The following is an 18,947-nucleotide window of genomic DNA, read 5'->3' on the forward strand; positions in this document are numbered from 1 at the left end:
ATTTCAATATACATCTTCTAACTTATAATAAATGATAACATTTTTTTAATAATTTATTAATATTTTATTTATTTAATAATCTAAAATGTAATATATTAAATACACAAATGCATAAATATAGGTATATCTTCAAAATACTCATCTCCATCACATCAGATGCACTTTTTAATAACTTTTACTTTTTATAATTTAATAAGTTTTTAGGAGGTATTTTATGCAAACCCAAAGTATTGACAAATTAAATGAGAAATTACCAGTTAGTCAGTTAATTCCTTTGGGACTTCAACATGTACTTGCGATGTATGCAGGTGCTGTTATAGTTCCTATTATCGTTGGTCAAGGTATAGGTCTTAATCCAAAGCAATTAGCCTATCTTGTTGCTGCAGATCTTTTCACCTGTGGTATTGCAACTTTAATTCAAACTCTAGGTATTTTGAACTTCGCAGGTATTCGTCTTCCTGTTGTTTTAGGCTGTGCCTTTCAAGCTGTATTCCCAATGATTTCAATTGGAAAAGACTATGGAATAGAAGCTATTTACGGTTCAATTATTTCCTCTGGGATATTTGTACTTTTTGCAGCATACTTTTTCGGTAAGCTTCTTAAATTCTTCCCACCCGTTGTTATAGGTTCGATTATTACAATCATTGGACTATCTCTTATTGGTGTTGCTTTTAATAATTTAGGTGGAGGTGCACAGGCTACTGCCTCAAAAACATTTGGAAGTCTTCAAAACATTGGAATTGGAATTTTTACTTTGTTAATCATAATTTTATCTAACAAGTTTTTCAAAGGATTTATGCAAACCATATCTGTTTTAATAGGTATTATATCTGGTACAATCCTTGCCTATCTAGCAGGCATAGTTAGCCTTGATAATATTGTAAATGAACCATGGCTTAATATTGTTACACCATTTTACTTTGGTTTCCCTAAGTTCGTACCAGCAGCTATATTTACCCTATGCCTAGTGTCACTTGTTAGTATGATAGAATCAACTGGAGTATTTTTTGCAACAGGAAATGTTTGCGAAAAGAAAATAGAGGAAAAGGATATTGTAAAAGGTATACGCGCTGAAGGAATTGCTCAGGTTCTAGGGGGTATATTTAATGCATTCCCATATACTACATTTTCTCAAAACGTTGGTCTTATAGCTCTTACTAAAGTAAGAAGTAGATATGTTGTTGTATCTGCAGGAATTATTTTAATTATTCTTGGTACTATTCCTAAGTTTGCTGCAATCGCTACAATAATACCTCCTTGTGTACTTGGAGGTGCTATGATTGCATTGTTTGGTATGGTTGCTATATCAGGAATTAAAACATTATCTGTTGTTGATTTTACCAAAACATCTAATATGTTAATTGCAGCTTGTTCTATCGCAGTTGGACTTGGGGTTTCAATTACCCCAGACCTTTTCGCCTTTTTCCCTAAGAACTTAAAACTGTTTTTTGAAAGTGGAATAGTTTCAGGTAGTATAGTTGCTATACTTCTTAATATACTACTTAACTGGAATGAATTAAAAGGCAATGTAAAGCCTGAAATGGTTTTACCAGATGAACATTCACTTTAAATTATTATGTAACTATAAAGAAAAGCTATCAGAAACTTGATAGCTTTTCTTTTCATGTTCAAAATTTGTTAACTTTTCCACTAACCCTATTATTTACTTCTACTTTGAGTATAAATTTAGCTCTTTTTGGTTAACTTAAAACCTAATATATTAATTTTTTCTCCCCTTGTACGAACATTAATAATATCTATAAATTAATAGTGATTTTCAATTAATACAAAGAAACTCTATTTCCATTGACTACTTTTTTTTATTAGGGATATACTTTTATTATATATTCTTTATTTTTATACTTTTTATATTAATTAAAAAGGGGGTATCGTTACGATGCAAAATCATACAGTAGACAAGGTAAATGAAAAGTTACCACTTTACCAACTTCTGCCCTTAGGACTTCAACAAGTTCTTGCTATGTACGCCGGAGTTATTATTGTACCTATGATTATAGGTAAGGGAATCGGCATGACTCCAGAGCAGATAGCTTATTTAGTAGCAGCAGACCTTTTCACTTGTGGTATAGCTACTTTAATCCAATCAATTGGTATAGGTAAATTCGCAGGAATTAGGCTACCTGTTATATTAGGTTGTGCTTTCCAAGCAGTTGCACCTATGATAATCATTGGTACAAAATTTAGCATAGGGTCAATTTATGGATCTATTATCGCTAGTGGTATTTTTGTACTTATAGCTTCATATTTCTTTCAATATCTTCTTAAATTCTTTCCACCTGTTGTTATTGGTTCAATAATAACAGTTATAGGTCTTTCACTTATTAATGTAGGTATATACAATCTAGGTGGAGGTCAAGGAGCAAAGGACTTTGGAAGCGCTAGAAACCTTTTACTCGGGTTTTTCGTTCTTATATTTATAATAGTTGTTAATAGATTTTTCCATGGCTTCTTCCAATCCATATCGGTTTTACTTGGAATTATAGTTGGTACTATCATAGGAGCTTTTATGGGAATGGTAGATTTCTCAATAGTAGGGCAAGAGCCTTGGTTTAGAGTTGCAACCCCATTTTACTTTGGAACACCAGAGTTCCACTTCATACCAATAGTTCTTATGTGTATAATTGCAGTTATTAGTATGATAGAATCAACAGGAGTTTTCTTTGCAGCAGGTACCGTATGTGAAAAAGAAATAACTGGAGATGATGTTGGAAAGGGTCTTCGTGCCGAAGGACTTGCTCAAATAGTTGGTGGGGTGTTTAACTCATTCCCATACACTACATTCTCACAAAACATCGGACTTATTGCATTAACAGGAGTTAGAAGTAGATTTGTAGTAGTTACAGGTGGTTTTATTCTTATAATACTTGGTATGCTACCAAAACTTGCCGCTATAGCAACCGTTATTCCTACCTCAGTACTTGGAGGTGCTATGATTGCACTATTTGGTATGGTTGCCATATCAGGAATTAGAAATCTTCAAATGGTTGACTTCTCAAGAACATCTAACATGCTTGTTGCTGGAGTTTCTATAGCACTTGGACTTGGAGTTACTATGGTTCCGTCTATTGTTGCAGGATTCCCAAGTTACGCAAAGATGGTATTTGAAAGTGGTATTGTTACATGTAGTATATCAGCTATAATACTTAATCTATTCCTTAATTGGAATGAGATATTTAATGGTGGAACACCAACAATAACTAAACGTGATTAATCAAAATGGCAATATAAAAAGACTGTTGAAGATATCTTCAACAGTCTTTATTTATTCTTATTGTTCTTTTAGTTTTATTAGAAGTTCACCTGACTTAACTTGGCTTCCTTCCTTAACTATTACTGACTCAACAACTCCTGATACCTTTGAAGTAATGTTAGTTTCCATCTTCATAGCCTCTATAATTACAAGACTTTGATTTTCTTCAACTACATCTCCTTCTTTAACTAGTACCTTTAGTACGTTACCTGGGATACTAGCCCCGATATCAAGTTTGTTTTCAGGATCCGCCATCTTAGTAAATGCTTCCTCACCCTTAGCTGCACTTTGCTTATCCTTAATCTTGATTTCTCTTCTATATCCATTAACTTCGAATATAAGCGTTCTATTTCCTTCTCTATCTGGTTTTAACACCTTAAGAAGTTTAATAAGAAGAATATTTCCTTCAGCTATTTCTACTTCAGCTGTTTCTCCTTCACTTATTCCGTGGAAGAATGTAGCACTTCCTATTCTTGAGAAGTCTCCATTTTTATTTATAAATTCAAGATATTCATCAAACACCTTTGGATATAATGCATATGCTAGAGCATCCTTCATAGTTGGCTCTATACCATGCTTTTCCTTTAGATATTCTAAAATCTTATCAAAATCTTCCGCTGGTAGAAGTTCACCTGGTCTACATGTAATAGCTTCTTCTCCCTTAAGAACGATTTTTTGAAGTTCTTCTGGGAATCCACCTTCTGGTTGACCCATCATTCCCTTAAAGTAATCCACTGCTGAATCTGGGAATGCAAGTGATTCTCCCTTTTCTAGTATATTCTCTGAAGTTAAATCATTCTTAACCATGAATATAGCCATATCACCTACCATCTTAGATGATGGAGTAACCTTTACTATATCACCAATCATATCATTAACTTCTTTGTACATGCTCTTAACTTCATCAAATCTATGTCCAAGTCCAAAGCTTTCAACTTGAGGCTTAAGGTTTGAATATTGTCCTCCAGGTATTTCGTACTTGTAGATTTCAGCTGATGCTGCCTTAAGATCTGATTCAAAATCAGCATATATAGGTCTTATAGCATCCCAGTAATCTGAAATTGCTTGAAGTGAATCAATATCCATCCCCGTATCTCTCTTAGTATTCTTAAGAGCTGCAACTATAGAATTTAGTGCTGGTTGACTTGTAAGTCCTGCCATACTATTAAATGCAGTATCTACTATATCAACTCCAGCTTCTGCTGCCATTATAATTGTGGCTACACCATTTCCTGTTGTATCATGAGTATGAAGGTGTATTGGAATTGAAATTTCCTTCTTAAGTGCAGTTACAAGCTTATAAGCTGCATATGGCTTAAGCAGTGCTGACATATCCTTAATTCCAAGAATATGTGCTCCCATTGCTTCAATTTCCTTAGCAAGGTTTACATAGTATTCTACAGTATACTTTGATTTTGATTCATCAAGTATATCCCCTGTATAGCACATACAAACTTCCGCAATTTTTCCTGACTTAATAACTTCATCAGTTGCAACTTCCATACCCTTTAGCCAGTTTAGTGAATCAAATATTCTAAATACGTCAATTCCTGAATCCGCTGACTTTCTAATGAATTCTCTAATAACGTTATCTGGATAGTTCTTATATCCTACCGCATTTGCTCCTCTTACTAGCATTTGAAGAAGTATATTTGGAACTCTTTCTCTTATTTGTCTTAATCTTTCCCATGGATCTTCCTTAAGGAATCTATACGCAACGTCAAATGTTGCTCCTCCCCACATTTCTAGTGAGAATAAATCCTTAGCAAGATGCGCTATAGGTTCTGCAACCTCAATCATATCCTTAGTTCTAAGTCTTGTAGCCATAAGTGATTGATGAGCATCTCTCATAGTACTGTCAGTAAGAAGTAGCTTTTCTTGGCTCTTAATGTATTCAACTACTCCCTCTGGCCCCTTAGCTTCAAGTATTTGCTTAGTTCCTGAAAGGTTTTCTACTCTATCGAATTTAGGAATAACTGGAACATCAAATTCTGCATGTCCACGTTTTCCTTCATTAACTATTTTTTCTCCTATAAAGTTAAGAACTTTAAGTTCTCTGTCTTCCTTAGGTGCAATGTCAAGTAGTTCTGGATTAAGTTCTATAAACTTAGTTGTACATGAACCATTTGCAAAGTTTTCGTGGCTAAGAACGTTAATTAGGAAACCTGCATTAGTTTTAACACCGTTAATAGTTGTTTCTCTAATTGATCTTTTAGCCTTTCTTATAGCCTCATCAAATGATCTACCATGTGAAATAATCTTAACTAGAAGACTATCATAGTATGGGCTTATAGTTGCCCCTGTAAATCCATTACCACCGTCAAGTCTTACCCCAAAACCTGAACTTGTTCTATACATATCAATATCACCAGTATCAGGTGCAAAGTTGTTTGCAGGGTCTTCTGTAGTAATTCTACATTGGATTGAATAACCTCTAACAGAAACATCATCCTGTGATGCTATTCCTATTTCAGGTGAATTAAGTGCATATCCTTGAGCAACTTGAAGCTGTGCTTGAACTATGTCAACTCCTGTAACCATTTCTGTTACAGTATGCTCAACTTGTATTCTTGGGTTCATTTCTATAAAGTAGTGATCTCCATTTGCATCAACAAGGAATTCTGCAGTACCTGCACTTCTATAATCAACCGCTGCTGCTATCTTAATAGCATCTTGGCATATCTTTTCTCTTAGTTCTATTGGAAGAGAGAAAGCTGGCGTATACTCTACAAGCTTTTGATGTCTTCTTTGAATAGAACAATCTCTTTCATATAGATGTACGATATTTCCATACTTATCTCCAAGTATTTGAACTTCTATATGCTTTGGTCTTTCTAGATACTTTTCTATGAATATATCATCTATACCAAATGCTTTCTTAGCTTCATTTTGTGCGCTTCTAAATGATTCTAGTAAATCCTTTTCTTCTCTAACTATTCTCATTCCACGTCCGCCACCACCAGCTGCTGCCTTAAGCATAACTGGGTAACCACATGTATTTGCAAACTCAATTGCTTCATTTTCTGATTGTATAGGCTTTTCTACTCCTGGAATAGTAGGAACGCCTGCTGATTTAGCAACTAGCTTTGATTGAATCTTGTCACCTAGAGAGTCCATCATATCTCCTGTAGGTCCTATAAATTCAATACCGTTTTCTTCACACTTTCTTGCAAACTCTGGATTTTCTGAAAGGAAGCCGTATCCAGGGTGTATTGCATCTACACCTTTCTTCTTTGCTAGATGTATAATCTCATCTATGCTAAGGTAAGCATCAATTGGTCCTTTATTATGTCCAATTTGATAGGCCTCATCTGCTTTAGTTCTAAATAACGCTCTCTTGTCTTCCTCTGAATATATAGCTACCGTTCTAATTCCAAGTTCGTTACACGCTCTAAATATTCTAATAGCTATTTCCCCTCTATTTGCAACAAGCACTTTATTAAATTTCATTCCTATCACCTCGCCAAATTATAACATTTTATATTAAAAGCATTGCTCTCTATCTTTACATTTTAGTATATTATACTTGTTTATCCCCTTAATTTCAATAGGTTCAAGGTATTTGTTTATGTTTTTATAAAAGGTATACTATTTTTTAAAAAATCTATAATAAAGTATAGTAAGTTTTTAAAAATGAATTTTATAAAATCAATAATTGCAATAACAATTATTGTAAAACATATAAGTGACACCTTTTTATAATAGGTTTATGTTATTTTGTGAACATCCTTGTATAGTTTCTTGATCCCAAACTGTTGCTTGAACTTCACCAATATGTGCTTTTCTTAGGAAGTACATACATATTCTTGATTGTCCTATTCCTCCACCTATTGTATACGGAAGTTCCTTGTTTAATAACATACTATGGAATGGAAGTGATTCCCTTTCTTCACATCCTGCAAGTTTTAATTGAGAAGCTAAGGCTTCTTCATCTACTCTGATTCCCATTGATGAAAGTTCAAGTCCAATTTCAAGAGGCTCATACCAGAAAAGTAAATCTCCATTTAAATTCCAATCATCATAATCAGGACTTCTTCCATCATGCTTTTCACCTGACTTTAGAACCCCTCCTATTTTCATTATGAAAACAGCTCCTTTTTCCTTAGCTATAGCATGTTCTCTTTCCTTTGATGTTAAAGTAGGATACTTATCTTCAAGCTCTTGACTTGTAATAAATGTTATTTCCTCTGGTAGAATTTTTTCGATGTAAGAGTATTTTTCAGAAATAAAACTTTCAGTATCCTTGAAAGCTTTATATATTCCTTTAACAGTATTCTTTAAATACTCTTCATTTCTTTCTTCCTTTGAAACAACCTTCTCCCAGTCCCATTGGTCAACATAGTAAGAATGAATATTATCAAGGTCTTCATCACGTCTTATGGCATTCATGTCAGTATAAAGACCTTCCCCTACCTTAAAATCATAATGCTTAAGGGCCATTCTCTTCCACTTAGCAAGTGATTGTACTATTTCAAGGTCACAATCATCAACACCCTTAGCATCAAAACTAACCGGTCTTTCTACTCCATTTAAGGTATCATTAAGACCTGTATTACACTTAACAAACAGTGGAGCTGAAACTCTCATAAGATTTAAATTTTCAGCAAGGGATCTTTCAAAAAAGTCCTTAATAAGTTTTATTGCTACTTCTGTTTCTTTAACGTTTAGTTTAGAAGTATAATTCTTTGGTACAACTAATCTTCTCATTAGATTCACTCCTTAAAAATTTCGATTGAACATATAAAAAAGCCCCTCATCCTCATAAAAGGGACGAAAGGCTGTGTTTCCGTGGTACCACCCTAGTTTGCATATTGCACACTCCTAAAGGTACAGATAAAATCGATACCCTCTGCTTATAACGTTGCAGATACGTCTAAGTCTACTTTAATCATAATTTCGATTAGAAGCTCCAAGATGTTTTTCAGCTAAGGTTCCACAACTAGTCTTACACCATCACTAGCTCGCTTTATGCTACCTCCAAAGCCTACTGTTCTTATCATAGCTATTTTAAGTTATATATAAGTTGTATTATAAGTTATATATCCTTTATATGTCAATAGTAATAATTATAATATCCTCTAACACTTTTCCCTTCTAGAAATAACTATAAATTTCGTAAGAAATATATGTATATTATAGAATTTTATAGTCAATAATAAAACTATTCCAAACTCATACCAACTAACCTTAATTGGTAGGTCCTTTCTGAATAAGCCATGTTTCAGAAAGGACTTTTTAAATTTAATCTTATATAATTCTTATATAATTTACAAAACAACCTTCTCAAAAGGAGAATGTATACTATAGTACACTTTGTTTCTTATAGGAAATAATTATTAAATGAATATAAAATTTTCCAATACTAGCATTAATTACTCATCTATACTTGTAATTACCCATATCTATCATTATAATTTTATATATGAACTATTAACATTTTTTAACTTATATACTATTCTTTTGGAGGACTATAATATGCCTATTGAAAAATCAATAAAGTTTGGTCTATTAGGTATTGGAACTATGATAACTGGATCCATATTAAAATTTTTATCTATATTTAATGTTTTTTATAACAGAGACATATTATTCTCTTTCCTTTATCTCGTTGGCCCTTTATTCTTACTGATTTCATTATATAGTTTATTTAAATACACAGAAAATAGCGACCTAGGCTGTAAAATTAATCTTCTAGGTATATTTTCATTTTTATTGTTAGTTATATACGATATAGTTAATTTTGTTGGGCATTTTCTTCCTGCTATGAGTACATTATTTACAACCTTAACATTATTTAATGTAGCAACTGTAGTCTCAAACCTTTTAATGACTTTATTTTTATTTAATATCTATTTAAATAAAACCACTGATACATTAAATAACTTTAGGTACAAACTTGTATTAGCTTCTAATTTAGTTAATCTGATAATTACAGGTATGCAACATGTAAATTATATTTTACATGTAAATTCAGCTAATACCCATTCTTCATTCACTATTGTTTCATCTATATCCATAATATATAAACTAATGTTACTTGTAACTTATAAAGGATTTGTGCAGGAACTTAAATTGATATCAGATAAAACTTGTAATAACAAAGCCTATGGTACTACATAAAACCATTGGCTTTGTTATTTTTGCTTTTTCCTAGCTATACATTAACTTTATTTTTAAAAACTGGAAATATAAAAAGCTATCCTATATTAATATAGGATAGCTTTTGTTATATTATTCTTTTATATATAGCGCTCTTGTTGGACATGCTTCTATACAAGCTGGTCCACCTTCTCTACCCTTACAAGTATCGCATTTAAGAGCTACTACCTTTGTCTTTGGTTCAAGTTTTCCTTCAGTTTTTACTTGAAGTACAGGTTGTTGAACCTTTTCTCCATCCTTATATACAGTTCCCATATACATTGCTCCAAAAGGACATGCTACAACACACTTTTTGCATCCTATACATGTTTCTTCATTTACAATTACAATGCCATTTTCATCATGTGCTAATGATCCATTTGGACATGCCTTAACACATTGAGCAATTTTACATTGTCTACATTGAACTGGTGTAGTAACCTTTTCAGTTTTTATAATCTTTAGACGAGGATTAAATCCTAGATCTCCTTCAGCTAAAAAGATATTATTATCTGAATGTGCTTCAACACAAGCTATTTGACAAGTTTTACATCCTATACATTTTTTAGGATCTGCTATTACATAACTCATTTTATACATCTCCCTCTTAAAGCTAAAATTACTTCTTTGGCGCCATAGTGTTAGCTATTTTTATTGCCTTCTTTTCTTGTTCTTCCATTGGATTTACAAGAGTTAAAGCAGCAGTTGGACAGAATTCAACACACTTGTTGCCCTTCATTCCCTCACATAGGTCACATTTATGGGCTATTCTTCTATATCTTTTAACATTAGGATCTGTATTTTCATCATACTTTCTATCAAGCATTAATATTGCATTAAATGGGCATGCTCTTTCACATGAACCGCATCCTACACATAGGTCGTCATTAATTTCAATTCCATTTGGACCTTGAGTTATTGCATCCACTGGACATGAATTTCCGCAAGGAGCATTTTCACAATGTTGGCAATTAATAACGATTAGTCCTTTTTCTTTCCCTTCTCTAACATTTCCTAACTTTCCGTGGAAATTTAAACATGCAGCTTGACAAGCTCCACAATCAATACATTTAGCTGGGTCTAATTTAATAAAAGAATTAACTGTACTCATTTCCTCTTCACCTTCAATACTAAATATTTATTACAGTACAAGAATTTATGATTATATTAATATAGATATTTCAATTTATACTTAATCATGTCTATGCATGTCTCTTTCGATAAAATCTGCTATATCAAAGATATTATCTAAATCTAACACTGGAATATCTACATCAAGTTTCTCATTACTAGCAATTGCTAGAAACTTTGATTTATCGGTAGAAGGATTATTATAAAACAGTCCTTCCCCTACCCCTTTTCTATGCACTTCTATTTTAGTGAACTTATTATGCTTGAAGCCTTCTAATATTAATATATCTATATCTTGGAAAAGAGGAAAAAGCTCTTCAAGTTGCTTCTCTTCCTTAACTTGCTGTATCATTACCACTTTTTCTGCACCTGCAACTACTACATTATCTGCACCTGCATGGGTAAATCTATAGCTGTCCTTTCCTTCTTTATCTATGTCAATATTATGGGCATCATGCTTCAATACTCCCACTGTATAGTTTCTTTTCTTGAAAATTGGGATTAAACCCTCAATAAGAGTGGTTTTACCACATCCTGAAACTGTAGAAACAATCGAGATAATCTTTTGTCCTCTTTTTTTTCTTGAGAATATATTTTCCATATAACCTATCTCCTTTAAACTATATACTTTAAAGATATAATTTTACATTATAATCTACCTTACAGTATTGGCAATAACCACTCTTACTTTTTAGGGCTTATCTATATTTATTCCGCTACCTTAGCACCGAACTTCTTCTTGTAGTCATTGTATCTATCTACAATTTCTTTTTCAGCTGCTACTTGATCATCAATCTTTTCAAGCTTAACAGCAGTATACTTAAACTCTGGTGTCTTACTTACAGGATCTAAGTGACCACTTGTTAGTTCATTACATGCTCCTACCCACCATTGGTAAGTCATGTAAGTTGCACCCTTCTTAGCTCTTTCAGTAATTGATGCTCTAGTTATAGTAGTTCCACGTCTTGAAGTTACCTTAACTAGTTCTCCATCCTTTATTTTGTACTTCTTAGCATCTTCTGGGTTGATTTGGATTAGTCCTGGCTCATCAGCAAGTTCAGTTAGTGCTCTACAATTACCTGTCATTGTTCTAACTGAGTAGTGTCCAACTTCTCTAACTGTTGAAAGTATAAGTGGGAACTCTTCTGTTAGCTTATCGCCTGGCTCTCTCCATTCAGCCGCTACTAGTTGTGCCTTTCCTGTTGGAGTTGTAAACTTGTTACCTTCATATAGGTATGGTGTACCCTTACTTTCCGCTGTAGCACATGGCCATTGAACACCACCAAGTTTTTCAAGCTTTTCGTATGTTGCACCTGCAAATAGTGGAGCAACGCTTAGAAGTTCATTCCAAATTTCTTCAGTATTCTTGTAGCTCATAGGATATCCCATAGCTGTAGATACTTCTGAAACTATTTGCCAGTCAGTTTTTACATTACCCTTAGGTTCAACTGCCTTATGGAATCTTTGGAATCCTCTATCAGCACAGCTGTATACTCCTTCATGCTCTCCCCAAGAAGTAGATGGAAGTATAACGTCAGCATACATAGCTGTTTTGTTCATGAATATATCTTGAACAACAACGAAGTCTATGTTTTCAAGAGTTTCTATAATTTCACTTGTGTAAGGATCACTTTGTACTGGATCTTCTCCAACAATGTAGTAAGCCTTAACTCTGTGATCTTCAATCGCAGCATGAGGTACTTCTGTTAGCTTCATACCGATTTCTCCTGAAAGCTTAACTCCCCAAGCCTTTTCGAATTTTTCACGTGCAGCATCGTCAGTAACCTTTTGATATCCTGGGAATTCATTAGGTAGTACCCCCATATCACAAGTTCCTTGAACGTTGTTTTGCCCACGAACTGGTCCTATACCAACATTTGGTCTACCAAGGTTTCCTGTTAATATAGGTAGTGCTGCAAGACCCTTAACAACATCAACCGCTTGAGCAAATTGGCAAACACCCATTCCGTAAAGAATCATAGCATTTTTAGCTCCAGCGTAAGCTCTCATAGCTTCTCTGATGTCATCAGCCTTAACACCTGTAATTTCTTCAGCATACTCAGGAGTATACTTTTCAACTGTCTTCTTATATTCTTCAAAACCTTCAGCGTATTTTTCAACGTATTCTTTATTATAAAGACCTTCATTGATTAAAACGTTACCAAAAGCATTAACTAATGCCATGTTTGTTCCGTTTTTAAGCTGAAGCCACATGTCAGATATTCTACCTGTTTCAGTCATTCTTGGGTCAACGCTGATTATCTTAGCACCCTTTTCTTTTGCTCTAACTACTCTTCTAGCAACGATTGGATGTGAATCTGCTGCGTTGTATCCAAATACAAATAATAGATCAGTATCTTCAATTTCTGGTATTGAGTTTGTCATGGCACCGCCACCAAGTGTTGTAGCAAGACCTGCTACTGAAGGCGCATGTCAGACTCTCGCACAGTGGTCTATATTGTTAGTTCCAATAGCTGCTCTTGCAAACTTTTGGATTACATAATTTGCTTCATTTCCTGGTCCTCTGGCTGAACCTGCAACCATTATTGAGTCTGGACCATATTCTTTCTTTATTTTATTTAGCTTTTCAGCAACAAAGCTTATAGCTTCATCCCATGATACTTCTTCAAGTTCACTATGTTTTCCACCTTTTCTTATCATAGGATTCTTTAATCTTCCTGATATTAGCTTAGGATCGTTTAGGAAATCCCATCCATAACGTCCTTTTAGACATAGTGTTCCTTGATTTGTTCTACCGTCTGCTGCTTCTGCTCTTATAACTTGTCCGTCTTTAACAACAAGGTTTAGTTTACAGCCTGCTCCGCAATATGGACATACCGTCAACACTTTCTTTTCCATTGACATTTCCCCCTTTTTAACAATTACAACCGATATGCTTATAAAGCATTACTTAATTACCATATCAGCTTATATAGATATATAAAATAATACTAGCTCCAAAAATTTGTCGATATAATGTACTACTTCATAAGCTATTATAATATGAAGTAGTACTATCTGTTTACTATCATTATAATCTATAACAATTTCATAGTCAATTAGAGTAACGTCCTTATTTTAAAGGGTTTATAGCTATGTTACTGTTAAAGGGGCCATTAAATGGATTTTTAAAAAATTACAAACATAAATTGTAAATTTTTAGATCAAATATATTCTAATTAACATAATGTTAAAGTTTAGCTGAAGCAAAAACTGTCATTCTACTACATTCGAGGCTATTTTATTGCTCCAAATTGCTTCTTAAGCTCATCATATTCTTCTTTAACTTTCTTTTCTGCAGCGACCTGATCTTCTATTCTTTCAACCTTAATTGCACAGTATTTAAATTCTGGTGTCTTACTTATAGGATCTAAATGACCACTTGTTAACTCATTACAAGCTCCAACCCACCATTGGTACGTCATGTAAGTTGCACCTTTCTTAACTCTTCCAGTAACTAGTGCTCTACTTACTATGCTTCCACGTCTTGAACTTATCTTAACAAGCTCTCCATCCTTTATCCCAAGTTCCTTAGCGTCCTCAGGACTCATTTGGATATATCCTGGTTCATCTTCCAGAGTAGTTAGTGCTCTACAGTTACCTGTCATTGTTCTAACTGAATAATGCCCTACTTCTCTAACTGTTGAAAGTACAAGAGGATATTCTTCATTTATCTTATCTCCTGGCTCTCTCCACTCTGTAGCAAATAAAACCCCCTTCTTATTAGGAGTTGTAAATAGGTTTCCTTCATATAAATAAGGTGAGCCTTTACTTTCTTCATTAGGACATGGCCATTGAACACTTCCAAGTCTTTCTATCTTTTCATATGTTGCACCTGCAAATAGTGGAGAAAGACTTATAAGTTCATTCCATATTTCCTCAGTATTATTATAGCTCATAGGATATCCCATAGCTGTTGAAAGCTCGCAGATTATTTCATAATCTACCTTAACATCACCCTTTGGTTCAACTGCTTTCCTAATTCTTTGGAATCCTCTGTCTGCACAGCTATATATTCCTTCATGTTCACCCCATGAAGTAGCTGGAAGTATAACATCTGCATACATAGCTGTTTTATTCATGAATATATCTTGAACAACTACAAATTCAAGTTTTTCCATAGTTTCTCTTATTTCTGAAGCATGTGGATCACTTTGAACTGGATCTTCACCCATGATGTAGTAAGCCTTAAGCTTATTATCATCTAGTACTGCATGAGGAACTTCAGTTATACGAGTTCCTATTTTTCTAGGAAGTGTAACACCCCAGGCTTTTTCGAACTTCTGAACTGCTTCCTCATTTGTAATCTTTTGGTATCCTGGAAGGTCAGCTGGTAAAACTCCCATATCACATGTACCTTGAACATTGTTTTGTCCACGAACAGGTCCTATACCAACATTTGGTCTTCCAAGCTTTCCTGTTAGTAGTGGAAGTGCTGCAAGTCCCTTAACAACATCAACAGCTTGTGAGAATTGACAAACTCCCATTCCATAAAGAATCATAGCTTCATCTGTAGCAGCATACTCCCTCATAGCTGTTCTTATATCCTCAGCCTTAACCCCTGTAATACTTTCAACGTATTCAGGAGTGTACTTTTCTACTTGTTTTTTATATGTTTCAAAACCTTCTGTATACTTTTCAATAAATTCCTTGTTGTAAAGTCCTTCATTAACTAGTACATGTCCAAATCCATTAACTAAAGCCATGTTTGTACCATTTTTTAGTTGAAGCCAAAGATCAGATATTCTAACACTTTCTGTCATTCTAGGATCAGCTGTTATAAGCTTTGCTCCCTTTTCCTTAGCTCTAACAATTCTTCTAGCAACTACAGGGTGAGCTTCTGCTGGATTATATCCAAATACCATTATAAGCTTTGCATCTTCAATTTCTGGTATTGAATTCGTCATTGCTCCACCACCTAGTGTAGCTTCAAGTCCTGCAACTGAAGGTCCATGGCAAACTCTAGCACAGTGATCTATGTTATTGGTTCCAATTGCACATCTACCGAATTTTTGAAGTACATAGTTAGATTCATTTCCTGGCCCTCTAGCTGAACCTGCTATCATTATAGAATCTGGTCCATACTTTTTCTTAATTTCAGTTAGTCTTTCTGCAGTATATTTTATAGCCTCATCCCATGATACTTCTTCAAATTTTCCATTTTTCTTTATCATAGGCTTTCTAATTCTTCCTGACACAAGCTTTGGATCATTTAGGAAGTCCCATCCATAACGCCCCTTTAAACATAGCGTTCCTTCATTTGTTCTTCCATCTGCTCCTTCAGCTCTAATAATTTCTCCATCTTTAACAACTAGATACAACTGACAGCCTGTACCACAATATGGACATGTTGTAAGAATTTTTTCTTCCATTCCTAATCCCTCCTTGAAATAAAACTGACATAATTTCAATTCATGCCAAATTAACAAATTTCCAATCCACCACTTTTAAAAAATTTATTTCTAAATAATAATACGAACAATGAACTTATGACTTTTTATCCACCATCCATATTTGTTAAGGCAATTATAGTTTATAGGATTTTGCCAGTCAATTGATGTAAGAATAGTTGTATACTGTCTCCTTTTATCATAGAAACTACCTATATACTTTTGCTAGTACAACTATTAATTTTGCATAAAAAAAGCAGCAAAAAACCTGTAGTATCAAGGCTTTCTGCTGTCTATACTTTTTTTAAATGACTTTTTTCTTCCTTATTCGATATTTTAATTCATAGCAAAGTACTCTATTATAAATATCTACCTATATAGATGTTCTCTTGTCATTGGAATATCATTACATATTCCCTTAGTAAATACTATTTGATGCAAATCAACTACACCATTATTAAATGCTGCCGCACATGAACATAGATATAATTCCCACATTCTTATAAAACGTTCATCGAACATAGTGCTTATTTTGTCCATTTCATTATTGAAGTTATCATACCAGCAAAGCAAAGTCTTTACATAGTGACGTCTTAGACTCTCTACATCTTGAACATAAAAGTCCTTTTCTCCTCCAATATTTATAATCTCCCTTAAACTTGGAATTACACCACCTGGGAATATGTATTTTTTAATCCAAGGGTCTCCTGGATACTCTTTTCTTCCGCTAATATAGTGAAGAAGGAACATTCCTCCATCATTTAAAATAGCATCTGCATTTTCAAAGAATAAATTGTAATTGTCTCTTCCTACATGCTCAAGCATACCAACGCTAACTATTCTATCAAACTTCATATTTGACTTTCTAAGATCACGATAATCCATTAGCTTAACTTCTATATAATCCTCAAGACCTTCTTCTTTTACTCTTTCTTGAAACTTATTATATTGTTCCTTACTTAAAGTAATACCAACTCCACGAACCTTATAATTTTTAGCTGCAGTAATTAAGAGATTTCCCCATCCACATCCTATATCCAGTAGAGACATCCCTTCACGTAAATTTAATTTCTTTAGTATATAGTTGATTTTGTTACACTGTGCACTGTAAAGATCATCATTGTCTTCCTTAAAATATGCACATGAATAGCTCATAGTGTTATCTAACCATAGTTTATAAAAATCATTTCCGATATCATAATGTGATGATACTTCTTCCTTTTGATTATCCTTAGATGTAGATGTAAACATTATTTTCTTAAGTGCTTTCTCGTCTAATGAGAACTTATCCATTTTACTCAGTATCATATTAAGAGCTTCAAACAAATCTCCTTCAATATCAAGTACCCTATCCATATACGCTTCCCCAAGGGCTAAAGATGTACTTTTCATAAATTCCTTTTTATTAATAGAATCATTTACTAAAATGGTAAACTTTGATTCACCATCTCCAACTTTTATTTCCTCTCCATCTTTAAACCTTATACTAAAATTAACATTATCAAACTGCTTTATACCTCTTTTAATTAACACCTTTTCTAATAACATCTTACTATTCCTTTCTTATCATGGCTTGTTTTACTATGATTATTTACATCATAGTAGGGTTTTATACCATACCTTGGGCAATTAACCTTAAATACAGTTAAAAAAGAAAAGAGCACTTCACAATTAAGCGAAGTGCCCTTCATCTATATAGAACCTGATACAATGGAACCTTTATGTATAATAGCTTTTCTTTCTGATGTTCTTGCAACAGCTTCAGCTGAGCAGGAAGCATTAATTAAAATAATATTAGCTGTGTCCCCTATCCTTGGCCACATAGCATCACCTTTATTATCTAAAGGTGTTACTCCATTAGTTATAAATCCAAGTGCTCTTGTTAATGAATATTCATCAATCCATCCAAACTTTTCTGCCATTCTACTTGCTCGTTGTAGAAGATCTCCTGTTCCAAATGGACTCCAATGATCATTTATATTATCATTAATTATACTTAACTTTACTCCTTTTTCATAAAGAAGAGGAATTGGAGGACAAGGTGCATCTATAGGTGAGGTTGTTGCAAGACTAATATCTAAATCTCTTAATATTTCAGCAAGATCACTAACTTCCTCTATAGGACTATCTCCAAGACAGTATCCATGACTTATATTTACCCTTCCTTGCCACTTTGCCTCTTCAACTATTTGAGTTAATCTTCTAATAGTATACATTCCAAGAGACCCACCATCATGAAGGTGTATATCTACATCTGAATTAAATTCTACTGCAATTTCCATCATCTTTTGTAAAGATGCTTCAATATTGTTATCTATAGTTGCAGGGTCAAGTCCCCCTACAACCTTAACACCATTTCTCGCCGCTTCTTTCATAAACTTCACTGAATTACTTCTTAATAGTCCATGCTGTGGAAAAGCTACTAACTCATAGCTTAATTTTTCCTTATAAGCATCTAAAGCTTCAACAACCCTTTCTATATTACCAAGGCCTACAACAGGATCAACATTACATTGAACTCTAGCATGTGTAACCCCATAACCTGTAATAAGGTCTAATAACTTTTTTGCTCTTTCAGTAGTATGTTCAAGGAAGCTTGGAAGAAATTCTTCTTCTTCTTTTATCCTATCTGAAACACTAGTAAATGGTGTGCTGGCCTTCCATGGTCCACCAAAATGACATTTATCTAAATGAATATGATTTTCAACAAGTGAAGGTATTGCAAGAAGTCCCTTCGCATCAAGGACAAGCGTACCATCCTTAGGTATACTCCCCTCTAAAATATCTACAATTTTGTCATTCTCGATTAATAAATGATTTAAGTTTGTTTTAGTACCACTAATTTGATTGTTTTCATATTGAAAACCCTTCTCTAACAAAACATTGCTTAACCAAAATTTCTTGTTCATATTTTAAATTCTCAAACCCTTCTATATTAGTTTCATAATTTATTTATATATCTTAACATTAGGGTATTTTTTTGTATAGTATATAAACCTTAGCTAGTTAATGTGCAT

At 33.6% G+C, this 18,947-nt stretch carries 12 protein-coding genes and 1 other annotated feature; of the genes, 3 read left to right on the top strand and 9 right to left on the bottom strand.

Annotation, left to right across the window (positions count from 1 at the left end; genetic code table 11):
- The first annotated feature begins 214 nt into the window (after positions 1-214).
- Positions 215-1,570 carry a nucleobase:cation symporter-2 family protein gene (locus CLCY_RS05990; RefSeq protein WP_048570217.1) on the top strand — a complete coding sequence of 452 codons (1,356 nt, stop codon included), beginning with the start codon at positions 215-217 and terminating at the stop codon, positions 1,568-1,570.
- Positions 1,571-1,897: 327 nt separating this feature from the next.
- Positions 1,898-3,232 (top strand): nucleobase:cation symporter-2 family protein, encoded by a 1,335-nt coding sequence (locus CLCY_RS05995; RefSeq protein ID WP_048570218.1) that lies wholly within the window; start codon positions 1,898-1,900, stop codon positions 3,230-3,232.
- Between the two features lie 57 nt (positions 3,233-3,289).
- Here CLCY_RS05995 and CLCY_RS06000 read toward each other — a convergent pair whose 3' ends face one another.
- Positions 3,290-6,721, bottom strand: coding sequence for a pyruvate carboxylase (locus CLCY_RS06000; RefSeq protein ID WP_048570219.1), 3,432 nt, complete (start codon positions 6,719-6,721; stop codon positions 3,290-3,292).
- Positions 6,722-6,967: 246 nt separating this feature from the next.
- Positions 6,968-7,978: an aspartate--ammonia ligase gene (asnA, locus tag CLCY_RS06005; protein ID WP_048570220.1), complete on the bottom strand. Its 1,011-nt coding sequence runs from the start codon at positions 7,976-7,978 to the stop codon at positions 6,968-6,970.
- 56 nt (positions 7,979-8,034) lie between these two features.
- Positions 8,035-8,280 (bottom strand) — a binding site (T-box leader).
- A 466-nt stretch (positions 8,281-8,746) separates the two neighbouring features.
- On the opposite strand from asnA, the gene CLCY_RS06010 reads away from it, so the two are divergent.
- Positions 8,747-9,391 carry a hypothetical protein gene (locus CLCY_RS06010; RefSeq protein WP_048570221.1) on the top strand — a complete coding sequence of 215 codons (645 nt, stop codon included), beginning with the start codon at positions 8,747-8,749 and terminating at the stop codon, positions 9,389-9,391.
- A gap of 111 nt (positions 9,392-9,502) precedes the next feature.
- Here the strand turns inward: CLCY_RS06010 and CLCY_RS06015 are convergent, their stop codons facing one another.
- From CLCY_RS06015 to CLCY_RS06050, 7 genes are all read right to left on the bottom strand, one after another.
- Positions 9,503-10,000 carry a 4Fe-4S dicluster domain-containing protein gene (locus tag CLCY_RS06015; RefSeq protein ID WP_048570222.1) on the bottom strand — a complete coding sequence of 166 codons (498 nt, stop codon included), beginning with the start codon at positions 9,998-10,000 and terminating at the stop codon, positions 9,503-9,505.
- 28 nt (positions 10,001-10,028) lie between these two features.
- Complete coding sequence (locus tag CLCY_RS06020; RefSeq protein ID WP_048570223.1) at positions 10,029-10,520, bottom strand: 4Fe-4S dicluster domain-containing protein; 492 nt, start codon at positions 10,518-10,520, stop codon at positions 10,029-10,031.
- An 81-nt stretch (positions 10,521-10,601) separates the two neighbouring features.
- Positions 10,602-11,141: a molybdopterin-guanine dinucleotide biosynthesis protein B gene (mobB, locus tag CLCY_RS06025; protein WP_048570224.1), complete on the bottom strand. Its 540-nt coding sequence runs from the start codon at positions 11,139-11,141 to the stop codon at positions 10,602-10,604.
- Positions 11,142-11,248: 107 nt separating this feature from the next.
- Entirely contained in the window at positions 11,249-13,399 is a 2,151-nt protein-coding gene (gene fdhF, locus CLCY_RS06030) for a formate dehydrogenase subunit alpha (RefSeq protein ID WP_082141732.1), read from the bottom strand.
- 377 nt (positions 13,400-13,776) lie between these two features.
- Positions 13,777-15,912 carry a formate dehydrogenase subunit alpha gene (fdhF, locus tag CLCY_RS06040; protein WP_048570227.1) on the bottom strand — a complete coding sequence of 712 codons (2,136 nt, stop codon included), beginning with the start codon at positions 15,910-15,912 and terminating at the stop codon, positions 13,777-13,779.
- A 387-nt stretch (positions 15,913-16,299) separates the two neighbouring features.
- A complete protein-coding gene (locus tag CLCY_RS06045) occupies positions 16,300-17,478 on the bottom strand; it encodes an SAM-dependent methyltransferase (protein WP_048570228.1) in 1,179 nt (392 codons plus the stop codon).
- 143 nt (positions 17,479-17,621) lie between these two features.
- Positions 17,622-18,839 carry an amidohydrolase gene (locus CLCY_RS06050; RefSeq protein WP_048570229.1) on the bottom strand — a complete coding sequence of 406 codons (1,218 nt, stop codon included), beginning with the start codon at positions 18,837-18,839 and terminating at the stop codon, positions 17,622-17,624.
- Positions 18,840-18,947 lie beyond the last annotated feature (108 nt).

Origin of the sequence: Clostridium cylindrosporum DSM 605 (genome assembly GCF_001047375.1) — a bacterium.
GTDB classification, from domain to species: Bacteria; Bacillota; Clostridia; order Clostridiales; family Caloramatoraceae; genus Clostridium_AB; species Clostridium_AB cylindrosporum.